The sequence below is a fragment of the Enterococcus mundtii genome, from assembly GCF_002813755.1.
Lineage (GTDB): Bacteria > Bacillota > Bacilli > Lactobacillales > Enterococcaceae > Enterococcus_B > Enterococcus_B mundtii.
Genome location: NZ_CP018061.1, coordinates 1062664 through 1080004, shown reverse-complemented (window position 1 = coordinate 1080004; position 17341 = coordinate 1062664). Strand labels below are relative to the sequence as shown.

Here is a 17341-nt window from a genome sequence, read left to right as displayed (position 1 = left end):
TATCACCTATGAAATGTCTCATCATGGTAAAGTATTACTCGTTAGCGAAAACAGCTAATCAAAATAACTTTTTAAAATACGAAGGAGATCTTTCATGAAATCACTTAAAACTATTCTTTTTGGAACAACTTTGGCCGCCGGCGCTGCATTATTTATGGGTACTTCTGCACACGCAGACGAAGCCTACACTGTTCAATCAGGTGATACTTTATCAACGATTTCTCAAAAATACGTTGGTGACAACTCCTTGATCCAAACAATTGCCGAAGCGAACTCAATCTCAAACATTCACCTGATCTTTTCAGGTCAAGAATTAACTATTCCTACTGGTGAACAAGCAGCTGCTCCTGTCGCTACTCAAGCGCCTGTAGAACCTGTTCAAGAAACAGCTCCAGTTGTGGAAACACCTGTAGTGGAACAAGCTCCTGTAGTAGAAGAAGCGCCAGTTGTGGAACAAGCACCTGCTACTGAAGTAGCTGTTTCAACTGGTACGAACGATGCCAAAGAATGGATCGCACAAAAAGAATCTAGCGGTTCTTACACAGCAACAAACGGACGCTATATCGGCCGTTACCAATTAGACTCTTCTTACTTGAACGGTGACTACTCTGCTGCCAATCAAGAAAGAGTAGCAGAACAATATGTTGCCTCTCGTTATGGCTCTTGGGAAGCGGCACAAGCTTTCTGGTTAGCTAACGGTTGGTACTAAGAACGATTTAACATTGAGTTAAAAGCTAAATAAATAAAAAATGGAAGGCTCGAAAATAGATTATCTATTTTCTGAGCCTTCCATTTTTTATTTATGTTAACTTCAATCAGCGATCAACTAATATTGATTGTACCATCGATCGTTGTTGTATTGACCAATTTTTCTTCGTTATAAATATTGTATAAAATTCTAACATCATGACTGCCAGCATCAGGTAGATTCTCAAAAGGGATAGAGTCTATTCGGTTGTTTGGAGGAATCAATCCTGATTTATACAATTGTTTATTATTGGATGCTAGATAGTATTCTACTTGGATATTGAATGCATTCTGACCATTATTACGTACATCGACACTCGCTTTTCCTTCTTTATCAACCTCTATATCATGTTTCAAAAGAATACGCATTTTGTCTTTATCCACTTGATCTTGCATTGCTTTTAAAATATCTTCATTACTCAATCTTGACAGATTATCATCTAAATCAGGCAACCCTGCCACTACTTGAGGAGGAGATTGATTAAAATAAAAGTATCCGCCAATCCCTGCTACAAGACATACGAGTAGCAAAGAAAACAAGATATAAGTTCTCTTCTTTTTACTATGATTCTTTTTTTCAATATTATTACTATGTGCCATTTTTCTCAACCTCCTTTCTCAAATTATAAGTGAAAAGTCTGTCATTCAGACTCTTTCTACTAAATTAGGTAATGGAATACTTATCAACTTTGCTAAGATTAGTTAGCCAATGCAGAAAAATGGAATGACATCGTGTATGCAGGTGTCACAATAACATCTTGTTGGAATGGACTAGTGATTGCTCCTTCAAATTTCAAGGATTTTGTTTGGCCTGTCCCAATAGTTGTCAAATAAGTACGAGTATCCAAGAACTGTCCAGAAGCACTTTGCAAACGAACCGCTGCTTCATTTAATGGTGTAAAGAACAAATCTTGAGTGATCCCAGTTGAGCTTGTCTCCGCAAAACTTTCTACTTCGATCATCACTCTATGTGAAGTTGAATTATTTGTCATTGCATATAATGGTGAAACGATCTCTGGTTGAGGCGTTCCATCTTCTGCCATCGCATTTGCATATCTTACAGTCGTAGGGATCGTGATATCGATATAGCGTTTATCTTCTGGATCAACTGGATCCCATTCTCCGATCCACCCTGAAACTTGAACATCGGCTTTGTCATCACCTTTAATCGTTTGCCCCGGTGTATTATCTGGTTGTCCAGGAATCCATCCCAAATCATTGGCAGCAGCGTTCATTGATCCAAGTCCCAAACCACTTAATAAAATTGTAGATACAATCGCTAAATTACTTAGCTTCTTCATATTGAATTTCTCTCCTTGCTGAAATAACCTATATTATTTCACTAAATTTTTTGTAGTCGTTCTTCTTTTTGATTGAACGTATAAAACAATCCTATCGAAAAAAGAGTAAGCAATAAACCGATCAAAGCAATTCCATTGGTCAAACGTTCCCCAGTTTGTGGGAAATTAGAGGAAGAACCTTCACTTTTGTTTGATGTTGGACCTGTAGCTTGCTGTTCTTCATTTTGGGTACTCTGCCCTGTGTCGTCTTGATTTTCGGAACTATTACCTAAATCACCGATCGTTGCTTCGACATGAACTGTTTGTATTTCTGATTGTTGAGCATGATAGACAGTTGGGCTCATAACGCATAACAGCAACACACCTATCATGTAATACATCGTCTTTTTTATCTTACCCTTCACCTCCTAATATAAACGACACGATTCCCACAAAACAATTATCCTTAAAAAACCAACACTTTTAAAACCAAGTTTTACCGCCAGTTTGGTAAATAAAATAAGAATATATAGTTATTTATTTTAGTAACAAATACAAACAAGACTTACACTTATTGACTAATACCCCATATATAACAGTGATAAGATAGCATTATAGAGTCCATATGAAACCAAGAAAAAATAAATAACATATTATTTTAACCAACCAGTCTGAACTTTTCTTAATAATTCCCACCAAAAGAAATAATTGAGTAAGATATCGCGGAATCGAATAACTATCCTGAAACAATTGCCAACTGATTTTTGTATAGTAGATCAAATCTCAGCAAGTTCATCCACTTTGATGTGATAGTACTCGACCAATTTATCAATGATCGCTTCATCTAAATAGTTAGAAATCCCAAGAGTAGGCACTTCAAAGTAGTCATTGGAATATATATCTGTCAGAAGACAATCAAACTTTTTTAAATAATCATTTTGTATTTTTGTCGCAGGGTTGAGAATCTCTATACTGATATTATGTCGAAAATAAAATTTGATTTCCTCTTTGAGCATACGCATATGATCATAAGAACTATCTAATAATAGTGCGACATGGAGTTTTATCTTTTGCTTCCGTACTTGTACCCATAGCTCTGACCAGGAAGTCAACAACTTGAAGACGGATTGATGGATCATTTCATCTAGATAGCTATGAAATGCAGATCCTAATGTCTGATAAATCTCAAAAAAACGTTCTTCTAGATCTTTAACTAGTGTGGGACTGTCTCTTTTTACGTTTTGAAAGAATTCTCGTTTCTTATTATGTAAAATATAGGTGGGTCTTACCATATTCATGGTTGTCCAATAAATATCATGAATCAATTGATCACGATTTTCACAAACTATACCAAACTTATTTTCTAAGTATTCTATTACTTGATTAAGTTTATTTTTTTGATTTACTGCATCAACTTGGACATTTAAATATTGTAATCGTAAAGTTGGATGAATCGGTTGATAAAACTCATAGAAAAGTTGTTGGAGGTTTTCTTCTCTTAGATGGACAGCAAAATTTTCATCGATACGTCCTAAAAGTTCTGTTTCATTTGCGAAATGTTGAAAAATAAACGGTACATTCCCCGATATCAACTTATAATCTTGCTTTAAACGAATAAAACATATAAATAAATGAAATTTCATATTTCCTAAAAACAAGTGGCTGTCATTATTGACTAATGCCCAGATCGTATTCTCTTTTACAAATACTTCGATGATATCCGTGATCAGAGAGATATCATCGATTTTCATTAGATTCTCAGGTAAATTATATTTTTCTGCAAAGAAAGCAGAAAAAAAATCTCTAATATTCCCTTCATTACCTACAATATCGAGATGATTATTGATTTTAAAATCATACTTACTGATGACTTGATTAATTCGATTAATAATACGTGATACTTGTGTTTCAGATATATATAAACTATCACTTAGATCATCTTTTGAACTTACTTTTCTAAAAAATAGTGTTTCAAGTAAGGTGTATTCCAAACTCTTACTTGAAATTTTTGAATAGATGAATGCTTTCGGTGTTTTCAGATTTTTCTTTAGCAATACTCCTGATCTAAAGGAGGTTTCAATTGTCAGTGGTGCAATCATCTCATTGATTTGCGAAAGATCATTTCGAGTTGTTTTTTCTGAGCTTTCGATCATTTCGGCTAATTCAGCTGTCGTCATCCACTGAGTATCCCATAATATTTCCAAAATCTTCAACTGACGTTTCAAACGTCCATCTAAGATTTCTCTCATTTCGTTTCCACCTCTCCAAACAAAAAATATTGAACGTCTACATTATTTTTAACATAGTGATTTATCTAAAAATAATCTCAATCTACCGACTGCTTGGTAAAATAACGATAGAACTTATAGGGAAATGTATTGAAAATATCAATAATTCCATCATTAAAAAAATTGGTATAGTTGAATAAAGATAAGGTATTCTCATTTATTCAGTGATTGCTCTATTTACAACTATTTTCAAAGTGAGTATTTACCAATGGTTTATTGGATTTTTATTAATTAAGAACAAGAAAAGATATGCCAGTTTAGGCATATCTAATAAATTGGATTATTAAATAGATTGCATCACAAGTTCTTTTCTAAATAACTGGATACTTTCTTTTCTGTTTATAATAAAAGTATGCAATTTGTGAATGAACTCATTATCGAAATAATGGGGAATACCAATGACCCTCGATTGTTCGACGGACCCTCGGATTGTACAAACATCTGTCAACACACAGTCATATTTTTCTAATTTTGCTTGGCTAAACAGATCAAATGGTGACAAGATATCAACGGAATATGTACTTCTAAAATGCATTTCGATTTCTTCTTTTAACATACGCAAATGACCGATGGGTACATCCAAGATCAATGCGGCTTTGATCTGATGAGTCTTTTTCATCTCGATCCTAAAATCAGACCACTGCGTAACCAAACTATAAATCGATTGATACACCATATTTTTCTTATCAAATGCTTTAAGTTCAAGTTCTTCATATATTTCTGCAAAACACTCTCTTAATTCAATCATGATCGTTTGATTTTCACCCATTAATTCCAAAACAAATTCTTCAATCACATTATTCAATATAAAAGTCGGCCCAGTGATTCGAAAACTACTCCATAAAATGTCAGCAATCAATGTATCACTATGGGAACACTCAATATTAAATCGTTGGGATAAATCTTTGATCAGTCGTTCAATTTTACTATGTAAGGATGATTGGAAAATACCTAACTGTTGACAAGATCCGGTCACTTTAAAAGGTTCGCAATAGTTGGCAAATAAGTTGTATAATACGTCTTCGTTCAGTTTAATTTCAAAGCATTCTTTGCATTTACGTTTTAATTCTTCATCATTCAAAATCGTTTTGTAGCTAAACACAGTTGCTTTTTTTTCAATAAAAGCGCCTTGCTTGCATCGATATAGCGCAGCTAGTACTTTTAAATGTATTTTATTTAATAAAAAATGATGTTGGTCATTCGCTTCAATGATCGTTATGTTTTCCTCATAAAAACATTGGATCAATCGATCGATCAGGTCAAACTCTTCTTTTAAAAGAAGCGTTTCCGCAGACAGATATTTTTCATACATCAAACTAGCAAATAATTTACGAATATTTATCTCTGAACCTTCAATCGTCAATTCGTGACTGATTTGTATCGAAAATTTATCTAAAACTGAATTTAGCTTGGTCAGCAAGCGGTTCAACTGTGTCTCTGAAATAAACAAGCAATCACATAACTCACCTTTAGTAAGATTCGGATTGATAAAAATTTCTTCAATGATCTGACATTCGATGCAGTTTTGTAAAAATAAAGAATAAAGATGTGTCTTTGAGACTCCGAGTGTTTTATCCAAGAAAACACCATGTTTAAAAGATGTTTCAATTTTAAGCGGTTTGATTATTTCATTCAAATGTTTGATATCCGTTCGTATCGTCTTTTCCACTCCCCCGATGACTTGAACAATTTTTGATACGGTCAACCATTCATTCTCCCACAGCAATTCTAATAATGCCAATTGCCTGGTACTTTGTTTATTTAATATTCCTTTCATTTTACTCCCCCAAATCTAATAAAAAAGCACAGTAATAAACAAAAAAATAACACCCCGACTGTGATTTTTCCATTTTTTTCTTATATGATTATTCAATTTTTATTTAAAGTTATCATTGAAATAAGATTTCCCCAAAAATATATGTACTATTACTTAATCATAATTTTAAAATATAAATCACCTTATGTCTACAAGAAAAATGAAGATAACGTGAGATATTTTTAATTTTTGACTAAATAATATCCGTAATGATAAATGATCGAGTAAAAGCATCCAAAAAATTATGCCTTTATTCGATCATTTCTTTATTTGTTATTCTAATACGTTTTTAAATAACTTTTATTGATTTATACCTTCTTTAGTGCAGTTATCTAAATAATTCATGGATCACATATCTAAAACATCCAAATGAATCAAATCTGCTTCCCACTTAAAAATGCAAAGACATTTTCTCTAGATATCTCTCCAATAGGTATTTCTTGCTTGTAGATGTTGACTTTTTCGACTTTTTCTAATTGAGCAAATAATTGTTTTAATGGTGTATCAATCTGAACCACTCTTCGTTGTTCAGTGATCTCTTTCAAAAAAAAGCCAGCAAGAATAAGTTGTTCAACTGTCTGGTCATTGTCTTGGATCGATTCCTCGAAGAAACTACGAACAAAGTCATTTTCAGGATGCATCAATAATCGCTCTGGTGTATCACATTGGATCAATACCCCGTCTTTCATCACAGCGATCCGATCCCCTAATTTGATTGCTTCTTCCATGTTATGGGTAACAAAAACAATTGTCGTACCTAATTCTTTATGAAGTGACAAAACGAGCTCCTGTAAGGAAGTTCTTGATAGAGGGTCCAATGCACTGAAAGGTTCGTCCATCAAGATTACTTCTGGATTTGCTGCTAGAGCCCGAATGATCCCTACACGCTGTTGTTCTCCTCCAGATAATTCTTGTGGCATTCGATCACGATAGACATCGGGATCTAAACCAACTTTTGCCAGTAACTGATCCGAAGTCTCGGATCGTTTCTGTTTTTCCCAGCCTAACATTTCAGGGATCACTTCGATATTCTGCTTGACAGTCATCGTTGGAAACAATGCGATCTGTTGCAAGACATACCCCATTTGCCAACGCATTTTTTGCAAGTTATAGTCCTTTAATGATTTACCTTTGAAATGTACCTCCCCCACACTTGGTAAAGACAGCCCATTGATCATTTTTAGTGAAGTTGTCTTGCCACTTCCCGAAGGACCTACCAATACAAAGATCTCTCCCTCATTGATCGAAAGGTCTAATTGTCTAATTGCATATTTATCATTAAAGATTTTCTGGACGTTTTTAAATTCAATCAGTTCGGTCAATTGTTACCCTCCTTCACTAACCCTTGGTCAACCAGAAATTGTCTTGCCACTTCAGCTGGTTGTTTTTTCTCGACATTTACTTGATAATTCATCGTTTGCATCTGTTCCTCAGTTATTTTACCGCTAAGTTTCTCTAGAGCAGCCACGACTTCTGGATGGTCATTGGCAAAATCTTCATTCATCAATGGTGCGCCTTGGTACGTAGGGAACAATCCCCGATCATCTTCTAGGACGACTAAATCGTATTGTTTCAGTTCACTGTCGGTCGAATAGGCATCCACAACATTGACATCGCCATTATTTATTGCTTGATAACGTAAACTAGGTTCCATGCTTTGGACACTCGGAAAATCTAACTGATAAAGTTCCTGTATCCCTTTGTACCCATCCGCACGATCGATAAATTCTAACGTGAATCCTGCCTTGATTTGATTCTCGATTTTAGCTAAATCAGAAATTGATTTTAATTGGTGTTCATCCGCAAAGTCACGTTTAACAGCAAGAGCATATGTGTTTTGATAAGCCATCGGACTTAAAAGTGTCATTGAGAACTGTTCATTTAACAGTTTATTGGCCTCATGATAAGTTTCTTCTTTGGTTAATTTTTGGTCCTTGACTGATTCAGGAACTGTAACCAAACTCTCTAATACTGTTCCAGTAAACTCTGGATAAATATCGATTTGTTTGTTTTCTAAAGCACTGAATAAAAAACTCGTTTTGCCGAAATTCGGTTTTAATTCGACTTCCGCTTCGGTTTCTTCTTCGATCAACCCTTTGTACATCTGGATCAATATATCTGGTTCTGCACCAAGCTTACCGGCAATCGTGATTTTCTCTTGTTTCAAGAAACCAGTTTGATATATGGAAGCACCTGCGACTAAAGTCAAAATCAAGCCTAAAGTGATCATCGTATAACGAGGTTTCAAGTGTTGTAATAGACGGATCAAGCTACTGAAAACAATGGCTAACAAGGCAGAACTGATTGCGCCGATCAAAGTTAAAACAGGTGTATTCCGATCGATCCCTAACAAGATAAATGTTCCTAGCCCGCCTGCACCGATCAAGGCTGCTAATGTTGCTGTCCCAATGATCAATACCAACGCAGTGCGGATACCTGAGATTATGACAGGCAGCGCGATGGGTAACTCTACTTTGATCAATCTTCGAAAACGAGACATCCCAAAAGCAACTGCTGCTTCTTCGATTGATGGATCGATTTCTGCTAACCCTATATAAGTGCTTTGAAATATTGGTAATAAGGCATATAAAATCAAGGCGATCAACGCCGGTAAAGTGCCGATCCCTACAAATGGAATCAATAATCCTAAAAGTGCAAGTGAGGGAATGGTTTGCAGTACACTCGTTACTTGTAACAAAAATTCTGCCATTCTTTTATGGTTGACTGCCCAAATAGCAAGTGGGATCGCAATTACTGCGGCAATCAATAATGCAATCAATGAAATAGATAAGTGCTGAAATGTTGCTGCGAATAATTCTTCTTTTCTCTCATTGAGCGTTTCGATAAACGTATTCATATGACCTTCCTTTCTGTTCTCCTTTAAGTATAAACATAGCGAAGTAAATCCCCAACTAAGTTGTTTTAAAAAAAACTTGCAATCGACTAGATGGTGAGAAGTGATTGCAAGTTTTGTTTTTGTATTTAGTTATTTTGAATCATACGTAGCTCTATGTTGATAGAAGGTTTCTTCATACCTGCGTTTTCGTTCATTTTGTCGATACTTTTTTTCATCCCACATCACAAACCATAATACAAACGAAGGTAAAAAAATCAATAATGCTGTTTGTAACCCATAATTACCTATAATAATTCCAAAAAATAAAATCAACAACATCGCACCAAAACGTCTCATTGATTGCATCTCTGATCACCTCTATTATTTTATACCGAACAATTGTTCGCTCTTTTATTATACGAACAATCGTTCCCGTTGTAAAGTAGAAGTTGGAATTTTGAACAAAAAAAAACAGCCAGTAACTTTTAAAATCTCGTGGGGGAGATACTTGTTTACTGGCTTGTTCAATAATTATTATACTTTAAGTTGTGTGTCAGTGACCAAAAAAGTAAAAATCGGTTGTTTTAACATCATAATCGTTAAATTTGATAAAATAATTTATGTTTTTTTATCTTTAAATATATTTTTTTATTTATCACGCTCTTTTATTCACTCTTTTTTTATCCCCTAAATTATGCACTACATCTTTTTACAGAGAATCATTTTTGATTTAAATGATTGTTTTACTAGGAGTGATTGACCGAAATTAAATATGCTTCATTATGTATATTTTTTTCTATTTACCTATTGAATTTATAGAGTCGTTCAGTGTAATATAAAGATTGCTGAAAATTTTCAAAAAGAAAAGAGGTTAGAGATGAAACAAGTAAAATTTTTATTAGACTTATGTGGAATTATTTTGGGGGCTGCTCTTTATGGATTAGCGGTAACCGGAATCAATCTCCCTTCAAAATTAGCTGACGGTGGTGTCACAGGAATTGCTCTTTTACTTAATCATTTATTTGGCTTTGCGCCTTCCATCACCTCACTGATCATAAATTTACCTTTATTGCTGATTTCCTTGTTTATTTTTGGAAAACATGCATTTATTCGAACGATCGTCGGAACATTTTCTCTAGTCTTCTTCTTGCATGTATGGGAAAATTTAAATGTCCACTTTGCTGTTGGAAATCTTTTAGTGAATAGTCTAATGACTGGCATTCTTTCGGGAATCGGTTGTGGCTTAGTTTTTCGTTTTGGGGGCAGCACTGGCGGAACAGATATCGTTTATCAAGCAATTGAAAAATATTATCATGTGAATATCGGGAAAAGTCTATTTGTTATCACGTTTGGGATTTTAGTTGTGTCTTTGTTGTATTTGGATTTTACGCATTTTGCCTATACTCTTTTGAGTTGCTCAATTTTATCTTATACATTGAATAAAGTGAAGTACTTCCGCTTCGCTAATCCTTTCAAAAAAATCACAGCTCCATCCCCAACAGTCAATCAATTAGAGCCTCTGGAAGATTCATATATAGATTGAACCATTATCATAAAAAGCAACTACCTTCTCAAATAGTCTTCTATTTTGAGAAGGTAGTTGCTTTTTATAGTAATCCTTACTAGATGTCTTGTAGATCCAGTGAACCACTGGTTTTGAACCCACCCGACAGAACGACTTTTCCTTGTTGGCCACCTTCACTCACCAACTTCATCGCTTGTTCAAGTGAAGCTCGGTTGATACCGTCTGAGTAAACAGTTGTTACGTGGCTATGAAGTTTATTTTCTTCAAATAACTTTGTCAATGTCTCTAGGATCGCGCCTTGTGTTGCGATTTCTTTATTATGATCTGTTTTTGTGAAAACATACTCCCAATGGAAGCTGATTGAATCATTTTTATATTCATTCCAATCGATTTTCTCTTTTGTATTGACGATCATGCCAATATGCCCTAGAGGTTGAATGATTTTTTTTATTTCTGGTAAGTAGGATTCAATATCATACAACACTGCGATATAGTCAACACCATCGCTCCCAGCTTGTTTTAATTGGTCATAAAGAGAATGATGGTAATCTATTGGAACGTCTACGCCATTTTTTTCAAGCCATCTAAAATTTTGAGGACTAGCGGTAGCATACACTTTCATACCCGTCCACTTCGCTAGTTGCGTCATGATCGAACCAACACCACCTCCCCCATTGATCACCAAAAGCTCTTTCCCTTCATTCGCTTTTTCTTGAGGAACTAATTGAAACTTTTCAAATAGCAATTCATAGGCAGTAAGTGCAGTCAATGGAATCCCAGCAGCGGCTTCGTCACTAAGATTCTTAGGAGCTTTCGCAACGATCCGTGCATCAACGATTTGATACTCTTGTTGACTCCCTTCACGTTGAGTCGTTCCTGCATAATAGACACGGTCATTTAGCTTGAAATCCTTTACAGCCGAGCCCATTTCCCGAACATAACCCACGCTATCATAGCCGAGTACGGTAAATGTTTTTTCTTTGACGATTTCTCTTCGCTTCGTATCTACAGGATTGATCGAAAGTGCTACAACTTCGATCAATAAGTCGTGTTCGCCAGGTTTTGGTACCATAATATCTTCTTCAATCAATTGCGGATAAGGGGTCTCACAAGTAAAACCAAACCTTTTCATTGATGAGGGTCTATTTATCATTTTACTATTCCTTTCTACTGCAATAATATAGTCGGTCAAAAAAAAGCTGTTCCACTCCAACCTCCAGACATTTTTTAACAAGTCCTGCTTGTTTCTTATTTGTCTGAATGTTTGAAGGAACAACTTTTTCTCATACTTGAGTAGTCACTACTTATTGGAAATAACCATTGCCTTTCAAGGAATTACCTTGGTCATTGATCAGGCCTTCCAACGAACGATCTAATACTCCGTGAGTTTTCTTACTTGAACTTTTCTCTTGGTTCATTGTTACACCTTGTTTTCCATCATAGGGTGTATTTTCTGTTTCAAATAAAAGATATGCATTCTTTTCTTTTTTGATCGAAGCGAGCAATTCTTCTTCAGAGATTTTATTTTTTTTCGGATCAGGAATGATCGAAGCTGGTACGTATTTAGGTACAAAATAAGAACGTTCTCTTCCCGAACGATTGAATACACTTCGTGATTGGCTTGTTTTTTCCTGTGTTGGTCTTTGCTCTGAAGGACTGGCATGACGAGTATAGCCGAAATTCGTCTGACTGTTTCGTTTTGTTTGTGTTTTTTTACTCTGTCTATAGTCTGGCAAATTTTGTTTATGTTTTGCTAGATTTGCTTTTTGTGTCGAAGCATGCCGAACATTGACTGTCGAATGAGGATTTTTTTCATTTTTTGAATAATCTTCAAAATGAAATTCATTGATTTGTTCGAACAATGGTTTGTCGCTTGTATCGGTCATCAGATCATCTTGCCCGTCAAACAGCACACGTCTATTTTCATTTTTTAACTTTACCCCTATATGATCATCGTATGCAGGAAAGCGAAAATGTTTTCGTTTGATTTCTGTCATGTAAACCATCCTTTTTAAGTGGACTTTCTCTTATAATAGCACAAATCGTCTATTTTCTATAGCTAAGCGTTAGTCTTATTTAACTTTCTTGTCGTTTCACGAATGATCAATTCTGGGAAAAAGTGGCGATATCCTTGGCTTGCTCCTTTTTCAGTAATTTTCTTTAATAACATTTCGCCGCACACTTCCCCCATACGAATGATGTCTTGTTTAACGGTAGTCAGTTTTGGGGAACTGATTTGATCAAGAAATACGCCATCAAAACCAATGACGCCAAATTGATCGGGTAACTGCCCACCAACTTGTGTGATGCCACGAACGATACCAAGCGCTAAGCGATCAGAACTGCAAACAAAACACGTTTTATCTGAAAATTCATCCCAATGTTCTGTGATATATTTTTCTGGTGTGGTGGAATGATTATCAAAACGCAGCATTTTCGGAGTTAGCCCAGCCTCTTCCATCACTTTTAGATAGCCCGCTTCTCTAGATAGTTCAAAAGGTTCTGCTTCATCGATGCCGATATAAACAACCGTTTGATAACCAACTTCTAAGGCATATTGTGTCGCTTTGGCGGTTCCGTATTGATTATCGCTATCAACATAATCATAGCCCATACGATTTTCACCAAATAACACAACTGGCTTTTCTAGACGATTGATCCAATCAAAATCTCTTTGACGCACGCCAGTGATGATATAACCATCGCAGGACCCAACATCAAAAGCATCGTTGGTCACTAATTGCAAGGAATAGTGCTCTTTACCAATCCTTTTGGCAATCCCCATAAGTAAATTCATATAATAGGGTTCCGTGGTATCGATTTCCTCAAGAATAAACAACTTGATGATCTGTGAACGGTTTGAAACTAACGCTTTTGCTGCAATATTCGGACGATAATCCAATTCAGCCATGGCGGTAAAAACTAGTTCCTTTAGCTCATCAGTGACTTGCTCTGGATGATTGATCACCCGAGAAACCGTCATTTTTGAGACATTTGCTCGTTTCGCTACATCTGCCAATGTTGGCATAAGATCTCCCCTTCCATGCCTAATTACATAACTATAGTCATTATAGCAAAGATTCGTGCTAAAAAAGAGCAACTCTCAAGTAGTTCTGAAAAAAAAGTCTACCAAAGAAAAAATTTTCTCTTTGATAGACGTTTTACCTAGTTAGACCTCTTACTTACTATATAGACACAGACATCATTTGGCTCAAAAAATCCGCTGCTTCCTCCATCAATGGGACTTCTACCATATGACGTTTTTCCGAAGAAGCACGAAAGACGATTCCCTTACCATAAGACTTATCTTGGTTTTTTTCGACAAATTTAGACACTTGTCGAAAAGGAATCTTTTCATCTTTTTCACCATGCCAGAAAAATAAAGGACGACCTGCTAGTTTTTCTGGTTGTAAAGATAGATCATAATGGTTGACCCATGAAATCAAGTCAAAATAATCATCTGGCACCTTATATTGAAATTCTTGCGCTCTGCGTGAAATTTCATTGCCATATTCAAGTGGTGCTGGTGATCCCATCAAACAAATTCCGCCAGTGATTTCTGGGTGTTTGGCTAGCAATGCACAAGTGGTCATTCCACCCATTGACACACCACCCACAGCTAATTTATCTGAAAGAAGTTCACGTTTTTTTAGATGTTCGATCAATGTATCAAACTCGAATAGATTCCCGTAGATACTACTCCAAAAAGTAAAGGAAGGAATTTTTGAAACGGGTTGTTTACGCTCGCCATGATTCATCGCATCTGGAAGCAAAACTCGCATCCCTTTTTTAGCCAGTTTTCTACCTTGAGTCAATACAAGCTCCTTGCTTGTCTGCCAACCATGATAGTAGATCACTACTGGGATTTTCTCTGTCTTCAACTCTTTTTGGACAACTTCTAATACGGGTATGTTTTTGATGGTTCGTTTCAAAATAATTGGATTCACTGATTGATTCACCTGATTTTCATTAGATTGGTTGACCGTAAAGACAACCATAAACTTAGCATGACTTGTACAAGGCATAGTAGCCCAAATGCAATAGTATAAAAATCCATCCTTTTGACAAAGAATAACATGGCGAATATTCCTATGATTCCTAATCCTATGGATAAGGCTGGAGAAATCGACATGTTAAAGAAGCTAGCCACACTACCAAAAATATTACCAATAAACACCATTAGAAAAAGAAAAATACTTAATATTACCCCATCAGTTAGTGAGATTGGGAATAACAAGGAATTCGCTTCAATGGGTTGTTGGATCGCATGGGTCCCTAAATACATACTAAGAAAAATACTACATATATGACTGACTCCAATGACCCTGTTCATTCGCTTCATCGCGCTCACCTGACTCTCTTTATAATTCTATTATAATCATTTTATCATTTTTTTAAAGTAATAAACGTTTATTCTTTTCTTCAATCGCATTATTTCTGATATGATGAACATAGACGCTACTGAAAGGAGTTCTTATTATGTTCGATCCAAAAATGTTAGCGATGATCTTTTTCATCAATTTCGCTTACATCACATTAAATACCTTACGCTTTATGTTGACCATGAAAGGCTATCGCTACATCGCTCCATTAGTTAGTATGGTTGAGATCACTATTTATATCGTTGGTTTATCGCTGGTTTTAGACCGCTTAGATAATCCATTGAATTTGTTCGTTTACGCGTTAGGCTATGCTGTTGGGATCAGTGTTGGGATTGCCATTGAGGATAAATTAGCACTAGGATATATCATGGTAACGACGATCCTACCAGCAAATACTTCAGAGGATAAAAATTTGCCGATCATTCTTCGACAAAATGGGTTTGGAGTGACACAAACGTCAGCAACTGGTTTAGAAGGTGAACGGTTAGTCTTAGAGATTTTATCTCCACGTAAAAGTGAACGTGAGCTTTATCGCTTGATCAAAGAAGTCGAAGAACGTGCTTTTATTATCTCCTACGAACCAAAATATATTTCTGGCGGATTCTGGACAAAGAAAGTGCGCAAACGCCGAAGCAATGTGAAATGAATATACAAAAAATAAACGATGATCCGATGAATTTATTTCATCCGACCATCGTCTATTTATTTGTTTTATTAAAAACCATCGACAATTCCTCATCATTTTGTTATTATATTGTATATCATTAAATTTATGGGAGTACTTATGGAAATACAACAAAAAACAACGACCTATCTACATTGGGGATCTGTTTTTGCCGTTTTGAATGCTTTGCTTTTTTTCTTTTATGCTTATTTTAAGACTTCAAGCATCCCTTGCAACTCATTTGGCTGGTTATTGCTTGACCACTCCGAGCTAAACCAATCGACTGACAACCCAACATTCTTGATTCTTTCTACTTTCTGCGGCCTGATCTTCTCGTTATGTTTCGCCGCCTATTTTGCTAAAAAAAAGATGAATACATTTAATGAAGTAAACGTTATTTTCGTGATACTGAAATCACTGAACCTTTTAACAGCTATGCTCTATACGTTTAATCAAGATTCACTTTTTTTCTTCATTATTAACGGTTTAGTTGTGATTTTAACGATATTTACTTTCTTTATTTTTTCATTGATCACCAAGCAATTAAGAATGCCGATGGTCATACAAACCAGCACCTTTTTCTGTTTTTGCTATAGTCTCGTAGCACTATTCATCCTAGCCTTTGCGCCATCGATCAATTCTGCTAATATCCAAATCACTAGTAATATTCTAGATATCTTGTTTATTGGGAATTTGGCTTATATGATGTGGCATTTTCGTAAAACAGCATGATCCCAATGAGATCTGGACAGGAGTGTTTAGCCTCTTGAAATCAGGCAGCATCCACAAAAATTATTTTTCTAATTTTTGTGGATGCTGCCTGATTTTTCGAAGAGGTTACTTCTGTTCTCACTTTTTTTCGGTTTAGTCGGTGGGTTCCCCGACAATTGTTGAGGTCATATTTTCTTGATATAAGAATAAGATTTTAAATCCAATTGCCCCATGACTTCGACTAACGCTTGTTCTTTAATAAAGGCGGCTTGCATCGGCGTTTCCGTTGAAGGTTCATATTTTTGTAGCAATGCGTCTTTCCTATCCTCTGTTATAGGCAGGAGTAATCGATACTGCTCTTCCTGAGCAACAACCCTCGCTAATAATAAAGCATCTAGAAAAATCGACTCACGGCGTTTTTTGTATTTGTTTTCACAAATCCGTTCGATAATTATTTCTATTTGGTCAAAAAAATAGGTTTCATTCACATCGCCAAGCAACTGTCCTAGCGCCTGAAATTCCTTAGATAGTGGAGTTTGCTGTTTTTGAAGATGGAAGTACGTTGGTAAAGATACCACTTCTTCTCCTTGGGTGAGCGTCCTGAAGCGATAGTTCTCATTCCCTGCTTCCAACCGCACAATCGTAGGGACTGAAAAAGTAGTTGCATAAAAATAAGGAGACGTTGTTTCATGACAGAAATCCCAAATTTCTTCTGATAAGAAGAGATTTCTGCGGTGTTCCGGTTGTTTCATTAATTCATTGATTAATTCTTTAGTCAGTTGCTTGATCTCTGTTTGGAAATCTCCTTGGTCATAGACCGGAAAAGCACAGCGGTAACGGCGATTTTCTCGGATGATCAATCCACTATCGATCATTTGATCAAGAAAGTGTTCCATTTTCTTTTGAGGAAATGCTTTCTTTAGTTGGCGTAAAATCACCTCTTGTGAGCCTTGTTCGATCAAATAGTCGATCATTGGTTGGAAGAGCGGATGCTCAATTAGTTTTCGTTTGTTCTCTAAAGAATAAAAATATTGCATGTCTGTTTACCTGCTTTCTATGTGACACCTTGAATGAAAAAAGCGGGAGGTCCCA

18 protein-coding genes are annotated in these 17341 nt (G+C 35.8%); 4 read left to right on the top strand and 14 right to left on the bottom strand.

The window, feature by feature from the left end; genetic code table 11:
- The first annotated feature begins 94 nt into the window (after nt 1-94).
- Complete coding sequence (apf, locus tag EM4838_RS05345) at nt 95-709, top strand: aggregation-promoting factor (protein ID WP_086334572.1); 615 nt, start codon at nt 95-97, stop codon at nt 707-709.
- A 113-nt stretch (nt 710-822) separates the two neighbouring features.
- Here apf and EM4838_RS05340 read toward each other — a convergent pair whose 3' ends face one another.
- The 8 genes from EM4838_RS05340 to EM4838_RS05305 all read right to left on the bottom strand — a co-directional run bounded on the left by EM4838_RS05340 (nt 823) and on the right by EM4838_RS05305 (nt 9333).
- Complete coding sequence (locus tag EM4838_RS05340; RefSeq protein ID WP_071866409.1) at nt 823-1347, bottom strand: hypothetical protein; 525 nt, start codon at nt 1345-1347, stop codon at nt 823-825.
- 98 nt (nt 1348-1445) lie between these two features.
- On the bottom strand, nt 1446-2048 hold the full coding sequence (locus EM4838_RS05335; protein WP_071866408.1) for a hypothetical protein: 603 nt from the start codon (nt 2046-2048) through the stop codon (nt 1446-1448).
- Between the two features lie 41 nt (nt 2049-2089).
- On the bottom strand, nt 2090-2428 hold the full coding sequence (locus EM4838_RS05330) for an LPXTG cell wall anchor domain-containing protein (protein ID WP_065096554.1): 339 nt from the start codon (nt 2426-2428) through the stop codon (nt 2090-2092).
- 375 nt (nt 2429-2803) lie between these two features.
- Nucleotides 2804-4276: a helix-turn-helix domain-containing protein gene (locus EM4838_RS05325; protein ID WP_071866407.1), complete on the bottom strand. Its 1473-nt coding sequence runs from the start codon at nt 4274-4276 to the stop codon at nt 2804-2806.
- A gap of 322 nt (nt 4277-4598) precedes the next feature.
- A complete protein-coding gene (locus EM4838_RS05320; RefSeq protein ID WP_071866406.1) occupies nt 4599-6092 on the bottom strand; it encodes a helix-turn-helix domain-containing protein in 1494 nt (497 codons plus the stop codon).
- A gap of 413 nt (nt 6093-6505) precedes the next feature.
- A complete protein-coding gene (locus EM4838_RS05315) occupies nt 6506-7453 on the bottom strand; it encodes an ABC transporter ATP-binding protein (RefSeq protein ID WP_071866405.1) in 948 nt (315 codons plus the stop codon).
- Nucleotides 7450-8988: an ABC transporter permease/substrate-binding protein gene (locus tag EM4838_RS05310; RefSeq protein WP_071866404.1), complete on the bottom strand. Its 1539-nt coding sequence runs from the start codon at nt 8986-8988 to the stop codon at nt 7450-7452. The genes EM4838_RS05315 and EM4838_RS05310 overlap by 4 nt, the downstream gene beginning before the upstream one ends.
- Before the next feature lie 129 nt (nt 8989-9117).
- Nucleotides 9118-9333: a hypothetical protein gene (locus EM4838_RS05305; protein WP_010735720.1), complete on the bottom strand. Its 216-nt coding sequence runs from the start codon at nt 9331-9333 to the stop codon at nt 9118-9120.
- A gap of 511 nt (nt 9334-9844) precedes the next feature.
- On the opposite strand from EM4838_RS05305, the gene EM4838_RS05300 reads away from it, so the two are divergent.
- Nucleotides 9845-10510 (top strand): YitT family protein, encoded by a 666-nt coding sequence (locus EM4838_RS05300; protein ID WP_071866403.1) that lies wholly within the window; start codon nt 9845-9847, stop codon nt 10508-10510.
- A 79-nt stretch (nt 10511-10589) separates the two neighbouring features.
- Here EM4838_RS05300 and EM4838_RS05295 read toward each other — a convergent pair whose 3' ends face one another.
- The 5 genes from EM4838_RS05295 to EM4838_RS05275 all read right to left on the bottom strand — a co-directional run bounded on the left by EM4838_RS05295 (nt 10590) and on the right by EM4838_RS05275 (nt 14834).
- Nucleotides 10590-11645 (bottom strand): zinc-binding alcohol dehydrogenase family protein, encoded by a 1056-nt coding sequence (locus EM4838_RS05295; RefSeq protein ID WP_081367410.1) that lies wholly within the window; start codon nt 11643-11645, stop codon nt 10590-10592.
- Nucleotides 11646-11796: 151 nt separating this feature from the next.
- Nucleotides 11797-12489, bottom strand: a complete 693-nt coding sequence (locus tag EM4838_RS05290) for a hypothetical protein (RefSeq protein ID WP_066025374.1) — start codon at nt 12487-12489, stop codon at nt 11797-11799.
- 62 nt (nt 12490-12551) lie between these two features.
- The gene (locus tag EM4838_RS05285) at nt 12552-13520 is read right to left on the bottom strand and encodes a LacI family DNA-binding transcriptional regulator (RefSeq protein ID WP_010735724.1); all 969 of its coding nucleotides are present in this window, start codon (nt 13518-13520) and stop codon (nt 12552-12554) included.
- Between the two features lie 157 nt (nt 13521-13677).
- Nucleotides 13678-14439 carry an alpha/beta fold hydrolase gene (locus EM4838_RS05280; protein WP_071866401.1) on the bottom strand — a complete coding sequence of 254 codons (762 nt, stop codon included), beginning with the start codon at nt 14437-14439 and terminating at the stop codon, nt 13678-13680.
- 8 nt (nt 14440-14447) lie between these two features.
- Nucleotides 14448-14834, bottom strand: a complete 387-nt coding sequence (locus EM4838_RS05275; protein WP_071866400.1) for a hypothetical protein — start codon at nt 14832-14834, stop codon at nt 14448-14450.
- A 137-nt stretch (nt 14835-14971) separates the two neighbouring features.
- Here EM4838_RS05275 and EM4838_RS05270 point away from each other — a divergent pair, with 137 nt between their 5' ends.
- Together EM4838_RS05270 and EM4838_RS05265 are read left to right on the top strand one after the other, a co-directional pair.
- On the top strand, nt 14972-15520 hold the full coding sequence (locus EM4838_RS05270) for a DUF2179 domain-containing protein (RefSeq protein ID WP_019724126.1): 549 nt from the start codon (nt 14972-14974) through the stop codon (nt 15518-15520).
- 138 nt (nt 15521-15658) lie between these two features.
- Nucleotides 15659-16270, top strand: a complete 612-nt coding sequence (locus EM4838_RS05265; RefSeq protein WP_071866399.1) for a hypothetical protein — start codon at nt 15659-15661, stop codon at nt 16268-16270.
- Between the two features lie 164 nt (nt 16271-16434).
- Here EM4838_RS05265 and EM4838_RS05260 read toward each other — a convergent pair whose 3' ends face one another.
- The gene (locus tag EM4838_RS05260) at nt 16435-17286 is read right to left on the bottom strand and encodes a DUF1803 domain-containing protein (protein WP_071866398.1); all 852 of its coding nucleotides are present in this window, start codon (nt 17284-17286) and stop codon (nt 16435-16437) included.
- Nucleotides 17287-17341 lie beyond the last annotated feature (55 nt).

Coding starts and splice junctions, on each gene's coding strand:
- EM4838_RS05335 (WP_071866408.1), bottom strand. CDS start 2,048: ATGAAGAAGCTAAGTAATTTAGCGATTGTATCTACAATTTTATTAAGT.
- EM4838_RS05330 (WP_065096554.1), bottom strand. CDS start 2,428: ATGTATTACATGATAGGTGTGTTGCTGTTATGCGTTATGAGCCCAACT.
- EM4838_RS05265 (WP_071866399.1), top strand. CDS start 15,659: ATGGAAATACAACAAAAAACAACGACCTATCTACATTGGGGATCTGTT.
- EM4838_RS05320 (WP_071866406.1), bottom strand. CDS start 6,092: ATGAAAGGAATATTAAATAAACAAAGTACCAGGCAATTGGCATTATTA.
- EM4838_RS05260 (WP_071866398.1), bottom strand. CDS start 17,286: ATGCAATATTTTTATTCTTTAGAGAACAAACGAAAACTAATTGAGCAT.
- EM4838_RS05295 (WP_081367410.1), bottom strand. CDS start 11,645: ATGATAAATAGACCCTCATCAATGAAAAGGTTTGGTTTTACTTGTGAG.
- EM4838_RS05275 (WP_071866400.1), bottom strand. CDS start 14,834: ATGAAGCGAATGAACAGGGTCATTGGAGTCAGTCATATATGTAGTATT.
- EM4838_RS05300 (WP_071866403.1), top strand. CDS start 9,845: ATGAAACAAGTAAAATTTTTATTAGACTTATGTGGAATTATTTTGGGG.
- EM4838_RS05305 (WP_010735720.1), bottom strand. CDS start 9,333: ATGCAATCAATGAGACGTTTTGGTGCGATGTTGTTGATTTTATTTTTT.
- EM4838_RS05285 (WP_010735724.1), bottom strand. CDS start 13,520: ATGCCAACATTGGCAGATGTAGCGAAACGAGCAAATGTCTCAAAAATG.
- EM4838_RS05325 (WP_071866407.1), bottom strand. CDS start 4,276: ATGAGAGAAATCTTAGATGGACGTTTGAAACGTCAGTTGAAGATTTTG.
- EM4838_RS05340 (WP_071866409.1), bottom strand. CDS start 1,347: ATGGCACATAGTAATAATATTGAAAAAAAGAATCATAGTAAAAAGAAG.
- EM4838_RS05310 (WP_071866404.1), bottom strand. CDS start 8,988: ATGAATACGTTTATCGAAACGCTCAATGAGAGAAAAGAAGAATTATTC.
- apf (WP_086334572.1), top strand. CDS start 95: ATGAAATCACTTAAAACTATTCTTTTTGGAACAACTTTGGCCGCCGGC.
- EM4838_RS05290 (WP_066025374.1), bottom strand. CDS start 12,489: ATGACAGAAATCAAACGAAAACATTTTCGCTTTCCTGCATACGATGAT.
- EM4838_RS05270 (WP_019724126.1), top strand. CDS start 14,972: ATGTTCGATCCAAAAATGTTAGCGATGATCTTTTTCATCAATTTCGCT.